This is a genomic window from uncultured Lactobacillus sp. (assembly GCF_944327175.1).
Lineage (GTDB): Bacteria > Bacillota > Bacilli > Lactobacillales > Lactobacillaceae > Lactobacillus.
In genome coordinates this window covers 1-5,452 of sequence record NZ_CALVGT010000038.1, presented here as the reverse complement: position 1 = coordinate 5,452, position 5,452 = coordinate 1, and the positions used below count along the sequence as shown (strand labels likewise).

The 5,452-nt window shown below is 51.1% G+C and carries 6 protein-coding genes and 1 riboswitch; of the genes, 2 read left to right on the top strand and 4 right to left on the bottom strand.

The features are described from left to right. Positions 1 to 152: 152 nt before the first annotated feature. The 3 genes from Q0J41_RS05180 to Q0J41_RS05170 form a co-directional block, all read right to left on the bottom strand. Positions 153 to 914, bottom strand: coding sequence for an amino acid ABC transporter ATP-binding protein (locus tag Q0J41_RS05180; RefSeq protein WP_296227035.1), 762 nt, complete (start codon positions 912 to 914; stop codon positions 153 to 155). 3 nt (positions 915 to 917) lie between these two features. Further along, positions 918 to 2,501: an ABC transporter substrate-binding protein/permease gene (locus Q0J41_RS05175; protein ID WP_296227033.1), complete on the bottom strand. Its 1,584-nt coding sequence runs from the start codon at positions 2,499 to 2,501 to the stop codon at positions 918 to 920. A 119-nt stretch (positions 2,502 to 2,620) separates the two neighbouring features. Beyond that, positions 2,621 to 2,796, bottom strand: a riboswitch (Lysine riboswitch). A gap of 97 nt (positions 2,797 to 2,893) precedes the next feature. Further along, positions 2,894 to 3,520, bottom strand: coding sequence for a DNA-3-methyladenine glycosylase (locus Q0J41_RS05170; RefSeq protein ID WP_296227032.1), 627 nt, complete (start codon positions 3,518 to 3,520; stop codon positions 2,894 to 2,896). Positions 3,521 to 3,632: 112 nt separating this feature from the next. Between Q0J41_RS05170 and Q0J41_RS05165 the strand changes: the two genes are divergently transcribed. Next, positions 3,633 to 4,004 (top strand): DUF488 domain-containing protein, encoded by a 372-nt coding sequence (locus Q0J41_RS05165; RefSeq protein ID WP_296227030.1) that lies wholly within the window; start codon positions 3,633 to 3,635, stop codon positions 4,002 to 4,004. Here Q0J41_RS05165 and Q0J41_RS05160 read toward each other — a convergent pair. Next, positions 3,991 to 4,689, bottom strand: a complete 699-nt coding sequence (locus tag Q0J41_RS05160; RefSeq protein WP_296227028.1) for an NAD-dependent protein deacylase — start codon at positions 4,687 to 4,689, stop codon at positions 3,991 to 3,993. The two genes, Q0J41_RS05165 and Q0J41_RS05160, sit on opposite strands and share 14 nt — an antisense overlap. 115 nt (positions 4,690 to 4,804) lie before the next feature. Here Q0J41_RS05160 and Q0J41_RS05155 point away from each other — a divergent pair, with 115 nt between their 5' ends. Beyond that, positions 4,805 to 5,284, top strand: coding sequence for a hypothetical protein (locus tag Q0J41_RS05155; RefSeq protein WP_296227026.1), 480 nt, complete (start codon positions 4,805 to 4,807; stop codon positions 5,282 to 5,284). The last annotated feature ends 168 nt before the right edge of the window (positions 5,285 to 5,452 follow it).

Below are 5,452 nucleotides of genomic sequence, written 5' to 3'. Positions count from 1 at the left end.
ATTTATCATGCCCTAAATCAGATATTTAACTCGATTCTCCGGGAGCCATTTCCCGATTAGGCCTGTATTTCAAAATAAAATTGCTTAAAATCGTTGATAACACTTGACTTAGAGTAGAAAAAAGCAGCCGCGAGGCTGCTTTTTGCGTGTAATTAAATTTGCGGGCCACGGAAGTTGGCTAAGAACTTCTGGGTCTTTTCGTTTTGCGGATGGTTGAAGATTTCATCCGGACTGCCTTGTTCAGTCACGTAACCGTCGCTCATGAAGAGGACCTGGTCGGAAACTTCCTTGGCGAAGGCCATTTCGTGGGTAACCACGATCATGGTCAAACCAGTCTTGGCCAGCTTCTTCATGGTTTCCAAAACTTCCCCGACCATTTCCGGGTCAAGGGCACTGGTCGGTTCGTCGAAGAGGAGGATTTCCGGATTCATGGAGATGGCTCTGGCAATCGCTACTCTCTGCTTCTGCCCACCGGACAATTGGCGGGGCTTAGCGTCAACGTAGGGGTCCATCCCAACGGTCTTCAAGTTCTCCAGGGCAATCTTCTTGGCTTCTTCCTTTGACCGCTTCAGAACCAGTTCCTGGCCGATCATGCAGTTTTGCAAGACGTTCTTGTTTTCAAAAAGCTCAAACTGCTGGAAAACCATGCCAACCTTGGACCGGTAGCGGGGGATGTTGTAGTTTTCATCCAGGATGTTCTGGTCATGGAAAAGAATTTCCCCGCCAGTTGGATCTTCCAGCAAGTTGATGCAGCGGAGCATGGTTGACTTACCGCCACCGGAAGGACCGATGACCGTCATAACCTCGCCCTTGTGGACTTCAAAGGAAATATCCTTCAAAACTTGGTGTTCACCGTAAGCCTTTTGCAGGTGCTGAACGTTTAAAATAATTTCATTATCCTTGTAATCAGCCATCTTTTACTTGTCTCCTTCCTGCGTGCCGACTTGAACTTGGTTGGCCATCATGTTGTAGTTTTTAGGACCTTCGATGTGCTTTTCAATTAAGTTGAAGATCCGGGTGATCGTAAAGGTCAAGAAGAGGTAGATGACCGAGATGACCAGGTAGGTTTGGAAGAACTGGAAGCTCTGGCTGGCGATCGTTGAACCAACGAAGAACAGTTCTGATACTGAAATGATGCTCAATACTGAAGTGTCCTTAATGTTGACAATAAATTCGTTGGTGATTGACGGCAGGCAGTTCCGGATAGCCTGCGGCAGGATGATGTTCCACATTCTCTGATTGTGGGTCATCCCCAAAGCACTGGCGGCTTCAAACTGCCCCTTCGGCGTGGAGATGATCCCCCCGCGGATAACTTCGGCCAGGTAGGCCCCGGTGTTGATGGAGACAATGACCAAAGCGGCAACCGTTCTGTTCAGGTTGATGTGCCAGAACTGGGCGATCCCGTAGTAGATAACCGCGGCTTGCACCATCATTGGCGTGCCACGGAAGACTTCAACGTAGACGGACAAGAGCCACTTGCAGAAGGCTAACAGGCCCTTTTTGAACTTGTTCTTTGGTTCTGGAATAGTCCGGACGATGCCGACCAGCAAACCGATGAAGAAACCGGCGATGGTGCCGACCAGGGAGATCAAGAGGGTCATCCCGATCCCTTCCAGGATCATCTGCCCGTAGTTCTTCAGCATGGAAACCAGCCAGTTTTCCTTCTTGGTCGTGGTTTGTGGCTGCTGCTGCACGGCTTCCTTCATCAGCTTGTTTCTTTCTGAAGTGGAAATGCCGGCCAAAATTTTGTTGACTTGGCTGAGCAGCTGGTCGTTGCCCTTCTTAACCCCAATGGAAACTTCCGCGTCAGAAGAGGAAACCTTGAAGCCCTTCATCTTGGACAGGTTGACCCCGGTAATGTTGGAGTCCACCATCTTGAAGGAGGTCAGTTCCGTGTCTTCAGCCACATAGCCGTCGATCGTGCCGGCTTCCAGGGATTCCCGCATGGCGGAGAAGTCCTTGGAGGCTGGTTCCCGCTTGGCCCCTGGCAGCTGCTTGATTAGGTCGTAGTGCAGAGTCCCTTGCTGGGCGGTCAGCTTGGCCCCCTTGAAGTCAGTCAGGTACTTGGCCTTGGCGTACTTGCTCTGCTTGTTGACGATGACCACGAAGTTGCTGGTCCGGTATGGGGTGGTGAAGTTGATGGCCTTCCGTCTTTCCGCCGTCGGGCTCATCCCGGCAATGATCAAGTCGATCTTGCCACTGGTCAGGGCTGGCAAAAGCCCGTCCCATTGCGTCTTTTCCACGATAACCTTCTTGCCCAGCTTTTGACCGATGATCTTGGCGATCTTGACGTCGTAACCATTGGCGTAGGAGCTGGTCCCGTCGATTTTGACCGCGCCGTTAGCGGACGTGGTCTGGGTCCAGTTGTATGGAGCGTAGTTGGCTTCCATACCAATCTTCAAGGTGCCGCTGGCTTGCGCCGGCTGGCTCCAACTGACAGCTAAGACAAGCGTCAGGACCGCCGCCATTAAGGCGCTGATCCAGCTGCTGTGCTTCTTCATCTGAATAAACCTCCGATATGCTTTTAGTAGTTATGAAATACAATAAAAAGCGGCAAAAAAGCCCCATTGCGGTATACAATGAGGCTTGTTTTAATTCTGTAAAATTCAGTATGAATACCAAAAATTATAGCGCTCCCTAGAAAACTAGGACAGTCTGCAGAATTTTCTCCTGCAGCCCAACCAACAGCGCGCACGACCCCACTGCTGATTTCGGCGATATCCCTTAATAACAAGGCTCAACACTGTCAGTGAGCTCCCCTTGCTTTTGTGAACAATCGCGACCTCTATTGTATTGGATAATTTTTTAACTACACTTAGGCTAAATTACTTTTAAGAAAAAGTCAAGAAAAAATTAGCTTTTCGAATTTTTTGCGATTGTTAGCGCTTCCTATTCACGCCCAACCATGATCTTCTGTCCAGTCCCGCTTTTTTATGCCAGAAACGTAGGGGTTGCCGGCCAGGTAGTAGCGCAAGGGTGCCTGGGCCCAAGTTGGATCTGCCTGGACGATCCCGATCCGGGGAGAGGCAATGATTTCTTTAGTAGCCTTTTTCCTGGTCAAGTCGATGACGAAGGGACTGTCCGCCAAGGGAGCCAAGTCCCAGTACCTCGACTTGATTCCCATGGCCTGCATCAATTTAGCTGGCCCGTTGGTTAAAAGAACCCCGTTTTTGCCGCCCCGGTTTTTAACCATTTGGTCTATGCCCCAGGCTGGTTCAATAGCCCGGATCAAGACCCCCTGGGGGTTGCCTTCTTCCTGGCAGGCCACGTCGAAAAAGACGTACTGCCGCTGGGCATAGATGTAGATGGTCCCGCCTGCCCGCCACAGGCCCTCGTTAGCCTGGCTTCTTCTTCCCCCAAAGGAGTGGGCGGCCCGGTCCTTGACCCCCAGGTAGGCCTCGGCTTCAACGATATAGCCACCGATTTTTTCCCCGCCGGCTTGATAATAAAAAGGGCGGCCGATCAGGTCCCGGCAGATCTCGCTGGTGGGCCTGCCGGTGAAAAAATTCCTGTAGTCCATTGCTTAATCAATCTTTCTATCTAAAATATATAGTGATAACCATTTTTTACAAGGCTGAGTACATAGAACTGTAGTATACATTACAAGCAAAGTAAATAGAAAGCGTGCGCCTATGTCAACGATCAAAACTGTCCGTATCTACGCCAAAGAGCAGCCAGCCGGCTACCGTATCTTGGTCGACCGGCTCTGGCCCCGGGGGATCAAGAAGGAGGCTGCTAATTTAGACGAATGGGTGAAAGTGCTGGCTCCCAGCCGGGATTTGCGGACCTGGTTTAAGCATGACCCGGCCCGGTACCCGGACTTCCGCCAAGATTACCTGGAAGAATTGGCAGATAATCCTGAATGGCCCCCTTTCGTGGAGCATTTGCAAGAACTTTTGGAAGAAGGGGACGTCCTCTTTTTATACGGGGCTAAGGATGAAGAGCATAACCAGGCCGTGGTCTTAAAAGAAGCAGCTGAGGAAGCTCTAGCTAAACTTCCTTAAAGACCTCTAAGGCGTCGCTGGTCAGTTGCTTGATCCCTTGTGCCGGGATCTCAGTCAAGTTGATGGCCCAGATCTTGGCGTCTTTTGCCGCGTAGCCTAAAAGACCGGCGAAGGGGTAGACAACGAAGCTGGTGCCGACGATCACGACCAGGTCGCTTTGGCGCATTTCCAGGATGGACTGGTTGACATTGTCCGGGTTGATCCCTTCCCCATAAAGGACGATACCGGGCCGGATGATGCCGCCGCACTCGTGCTTGTATCCCTTGGCGTAGTCCTCATAGCTGACCTTTTGCTTGCACTTGGAGCAATAGATATCGTAGAGGTTGCCGTGAAATTCGGTCACGTGCTGGTTGCCGGCCTGCCGGTCCAGGGTGTCGATGTTCTGGGTGATGAGGGCCCCTTTTTCATTGCAGATGGCCGCGATCTTTTCGTGGATCAGATTTGGCTTGGCGTCCGGGAAGTACATGTTTTGCATGACGAAGTTGTAAAAAAGCTGAGGCCGGTCATAGAGGGTCTCCTCGCTCAAGATGACTTCCGGGGGCTCACTGACCCCGTTGTAGATGCCAGTCTTGGACCGGTAGTCGGGGATGCCGGAGTGGGTTGATACGCCTGCCCCGGTCAAAAAGACGGGGTGCTTGGCGCTTTTCAGGTCTGCTTTAAATTCCGCAAGTTTTGCTTGGTCCATTTTTTGCCTCTTTCTTAAGAAAAAACAGGCTGATGCCTTTTAATTCTATTATAAGCGCTTGGTTTGCTATAATTAAGCTACTAGTTGCAGAAGATATTATATTTGAGGTGAATCCATGGACACGTTATTTTACTTGGTCGTCAACACCCTGCTGGCGGCCTATGCCGGCTACAGCTGGTACAGCCAGGCCACGGTGATCCTGCGGGCCCGCTGGCGAATGACGGCGGTGGTCATGCCAATCCTATTGGTCTGGCTGGGGGCCAGCTGGGGCTACCTGGACCTGGGAACTCCCGGCTTTATCGTCTTCCTGGCCCTCTTCATTTTGACGGGGATCCTGGAAGCCACGTCGGGCTTTGCTGACAAGCGGGTGGTTTTGAGCGGTTACTTCCGCCGGACCTTGAAATACAGCGAAATCAGCCAGGTGATCTTGACTGCGGCGCCGCCGGAAGTGGGCGACCTGTCGATCGCGGCCCTGGAAACCAGCCGCCATCAGATCTACTACCTCCGCTTCAACAAGCAGGCCAGTGATGTGGTTTCTTTCTTGATGCAGCGCCTGGAACGTGGGGTAAATATTGACGTAAGAAAAATGGGTTAGTCGCGTGACTAATCCATTTTTATCTGCGCTAAATTTTTGTTTTCTGTAAGCACCCAATAGCAGAGTATATTAAAATCCCATCCTAGCAATGCTAAGATGGGATTAATCAGTTTATAGGACTTTATTTACAGTGGAGCTGGACATTCTCAGCCCATGGTAAATAGGCTT